3 protein-coding genes are annotated in these 3,424 nt (G+C 68.9%); 2 read left to right on the top strand and 1 reads right to left on the bottom strand.

Features of this window, described 5'->3' with window-relative positions; all coding sequences use genetic code 11:
• Positions 1-707 (top strand): ABC transporter permease (locus GKQ77_RS30105; RefSeq protein ID WP_219692284.1); only part of this gene is annotated, 707 nt, incomplete at its 5' end.
• A gap of 91 nt (positions 708-798) precedes the next feature.
• Positions 799-1,623, top strand: a complete 825-nt coding sequence (proC, locus tag GKQ77_RS30100; protein ID WP_219692283.1) for a pyrroline-5-carboxylate reductase — start codon at positions 799-801, stop codon at positions 1,621-1,623.
• Between the two features lie 25 nt (positions 1,624-1,648).
• On the opposite strand, the gene trpS is transcribed toward proC, so the two are convergent.
• Complete coding sequence (trpS, locus tag GKQ77_RS30095; protein ID WP_219692282.1) at positions 1,649-2,668, bottom strand: tryptophan--tRNA ligase; 1,020 nt, start codon at positions 2,666-2,668, stop codon at positions 1,649-1,651.
• Positions 2,669-3,424: the final 756 nt, after the last annotated feature.

Below are 3,424 nucleotides of genomic sequence, written 5' to 3'. Positions count from 1 at the left end.
CCCGCGTCCTGCGCCAGCTCCGCCACGACCCGCGCTCCATCGCGCTGATGGTCCTCGTCCCCTGCGTGATGCTCCTGCTCCTGCGGTACGTGTTCGACGGCAACCCCCGCACCTTCGACTCCATCGGCGCGTCCCTCCTCGGGATCTTCCCCCTCATCACGATGTTCCTGGTGACCTCGATCGCCACCCTGCGCGAGCGCACCTCCGGCACCCTCGAACGCCTCCTCGCCATGCCCCTCGGCAAGGGCGACCTCATCGCCGGCTACGCCCTCGCCTTCGGCGCCCTCGCCGTCGTCCAGTCCGCCCTCGCCACCGGCCTCGCCCTCTGGGCCCTCGGCCTCGACGTCACCGGCTCCGCCTGGCTGCTGCTCCTGGTCGCCCTGCTCGACGCCCTGCTCGGCACCGCCCTCGGCCTGTTCGTCTCGGCGTTCGCCGCGTCCGAGTTCCAGGCCGTCCAGTTCATGCCGGCGGTGATCTTCCCCCAGCTCCTGCTCTGCGGCCTCTTCACACCCCGCCCCAGCATGCAGCCGGTCCTGGAAGGAATCTCCGACGTCCTCCCCATGTCGTACGCCGTCGACGGCATGAACGAGGTCCTGCGCCACCCCGACATCACCGGCGACTTCGTACGCGACGCCGTCATCGTCGCGCTCTGCGCCCTGCTGGTCCTGTGCCTGGGCGCGGCGACCCTGCGCCGCCGCACGGCGTGAACAAAGGTCCGCCCACCGGACAACCCCGCTCCCCCCGACCTCCCAATGCGAGGATGGCCCCCGGACGACGCAACCCCGGAAGGCCCCCGCCATGAGCCGCACCACGAGCCAGAAAGTCGCAGTCCTCGGCACCGGAAAGATCGGTGAGGCCCTGCTCAGCGGCATGATCCGCGGCGGCTGGGCCCCCGCCGACCTCCTGGTCACCACCCGCCGCCAGGAACGCGCCGACGAACTGAGCACCCGCTACGGCGTCACCCCCGTCAGCAACGCCGACGCCGCCAAGCAGGCCGACACCCTCATCCTCGCCTGCAAGCCGCAGGACATGGCGAAGCTCCTCGACGAACTCGCCCCGCACGTCACCGCCGACCGCCTCGTCATCAGCGCCGCCGCCGGCATCACCACCGCCTTCATCGAAGAGCGCCTTGCCGACCACACCCCCGTCGTCCGCGTCATGCCGAACACCCCCGTCCTGGTGGACGAGGGCATGTCCGTCATCTCCGCCGGCAGCCACGCCACCGCCGAGGCGCTTGCCCACGCCGAGGACATCTTCGGCGCCGTGGGCAAGACGCTCCGGGTCCCCGAGACCCAGCAGGACGCCTGCACGGCCCTGTCAGGCTCGGGCCCGGCCTACTTCTACTTCCTCGTCGAGGCCATGACCGACGCGGGCATCCTGCTCGGCCTGCCCCGCGACAAGGCCCACGACCTGATCGTCCAGGCGGCGGTCGGCGCCTCCGTCATGCTCCGCGACAGCGGCGAGCACCCGGTGAAACTCCGCGAGAACGTGACCTCTCCCGCGGGCACCACGATCAACGCGATCCGCGAACTGGAGAACCACGGCGTGCGGGCGGCGCTCATCGCGGCCCTGGAAGCGGCCCGCGACCGCAGCCGCGAACTGGCCTCCGGCAGCAACAGCTGAGCCACCGCCCCCACGTCAGGTCACGTCACGTCACCGGCTGCGGCGAGGACGCGGCCGGCAGCAGGCCGATGGCCCGATACGCCCCGTCGACCGTGGGCCGGGCCATCTCTCTGGCCCGCTCGGCCCCCCGCCGCAGCACCTCCTCCACATAAGAGGGGTCGGCCATCAGTTCCTTGTGCCGCTCCCGCAAGGGCCGCAGCAGCTCCACCACCGCCTCGGCGGCATCGGCCTTCAGCGCGCCGTACGACTCGTACACACCACTCAGCGCCTCCGGGCTCCCCCCTCGGCAGGCCGCGAGAATCTCCAGCAGATTCGAGACCCCCGGCTTTGCGTCCCGGTCGAACACGGCCTCGCTCCCGCTGTCCGTGACCGCCCGCAGGATCTTCTTCCGTACGACGTCCGGCTCGTCAAGCAGATAGACGATCCCCGCCCCGGCCTCGTGGGACTTGCCCATCTTCGACGTGGGGTCCTGCAGATCCATGACCCGCGCCGCCACCTTGGGCGGCGTGGCCCGCGGCACCACGAACGTCGGCCCGTACCGCTGGTTGAACCGCTCCGCCAGATCCCGCGTCAGCTCGACGTGCTGCGTCTGGTCATCACCGACCGGCACCTCGTCGGCCCGGTACGCCAGGATGTCCGCCGCCATCAGCACGGGATAGGTGAGCAGCGAGAGCCGCACACTCCCGCCCCGCGCCCGCTCCCGCGCGGCCTTCTCCTTGTACTGGATCATCCGCCGCATCTCGCCGTCCGTGGCGACGCACTCCAGCAGATACGAGAGCCGCGCGTGCTCATCGACATGGCTCTGCACGAAGACGGTGGCCCGCTCGGGATCGATCCCCGACGCCAGCAGCAGCGTGGCCGCCTGCCTGCTGAGCCTGCGCACGCGCCCCGGATCGTGCTCGACCGTCAGGGCGTGCAGATCCACGATGCTGAAGAGCGAGTCGGCGCGGTACTGGTCGACCTCGGCCCACTGCCGGACGGCCCCCAGGTAGTTCCCCAGGGTCAGATGCCCCGTCGGCTTGACCCCACTGAAGATCCTCGTCATCACTCCGCCTCCTGCTCGAGGCCGCCGTCCCGACGACCGGGCTCCGGGCCTCCCAGAGGGAGAGACGAGAACGGCCGCCGAAGCGGCGGCCGCTGGGTACACGCGTATGTACGGCCGCCGTCAGGCGGCCCACCACAGCTGGGTGTACGCATGCGTTGTCATGCCGCCCAGAGTAGCCCCGGACGGACCGCGCGTCAGGGAGTTGACACTCCTGGAGGGGCTACGTAGTGTTCTCCGAGTTGCCCGACGTGAGCGTCGACCACTTGGTCGGTCCCCGGGCGGCCATTCCGCAAGAACCATTCAAGCGATCGACGTCGTGTGCCCTTCCGGCACCCGCCTTCGGCCCGCTTTCATGCGCATTTGCGAAATGAGGAATCGGCGTTCGAAAGGACGCCCCCGATTGGATCGGGAGCCAGGATTCCGCTAAAGTCTCACTCGTCGGAACGGCCCAACAGCCGGGAAGACAACCCCCGCTGACTGGGAATCAGGCCCGAAAGGATCTGATAGAGTCGGAACCGCCGGAAAGGGAAACGCGAAAGCCGAAAGGCCGGAGCGGGAACCGGAAAGGCACCGAGGAAATCGGACACGAAAGAGTCTGATAGAGTCGGAAACGCAAGAACAAAAGAAACACCGAAGGGAAGCGCCCGGAGGAAAGCCCGAGAGGGTGAGTACAAAGGAAGCGTCCGTTCCTTGAGAACTCAACAGCGTGCCAAAAGTCAACGCCAGATATGTTGATACCCCGACTCACTTCGGTGA

The organism is Streptomyces anatolicus, from assembly GCF_019400875.1.
GTDB classification, from domain to species: domain Bacteria; phylum Actinomycetota; class Actinomycetes; order Streptomycetales; family Streptomycetaceae; genus Streptomyces; species Streptomyces anatolicus.
The sequence above is the reverse complement of the archived record's forward strand: the minus strand, read 5'-3'. Positions and strand labels throughout refer to the sequence as shown.

Excerpts from the sequence above, each read along its gene's own strand:
- trpS (WP_219692282.1), bottom strand. The coding sequence starts at position 2,668 with ATGACGAGGATCTTCAGTGGGGTCAAGCCGACGGGGCATCTGACCCTG.
- proC (WP_219692283.1), top strand. The coding sequence starts at position 799 with ATGAGCCGCACCACGAGCCAGAAAGTCGCAGTCCTCGGCACCGGAAAG.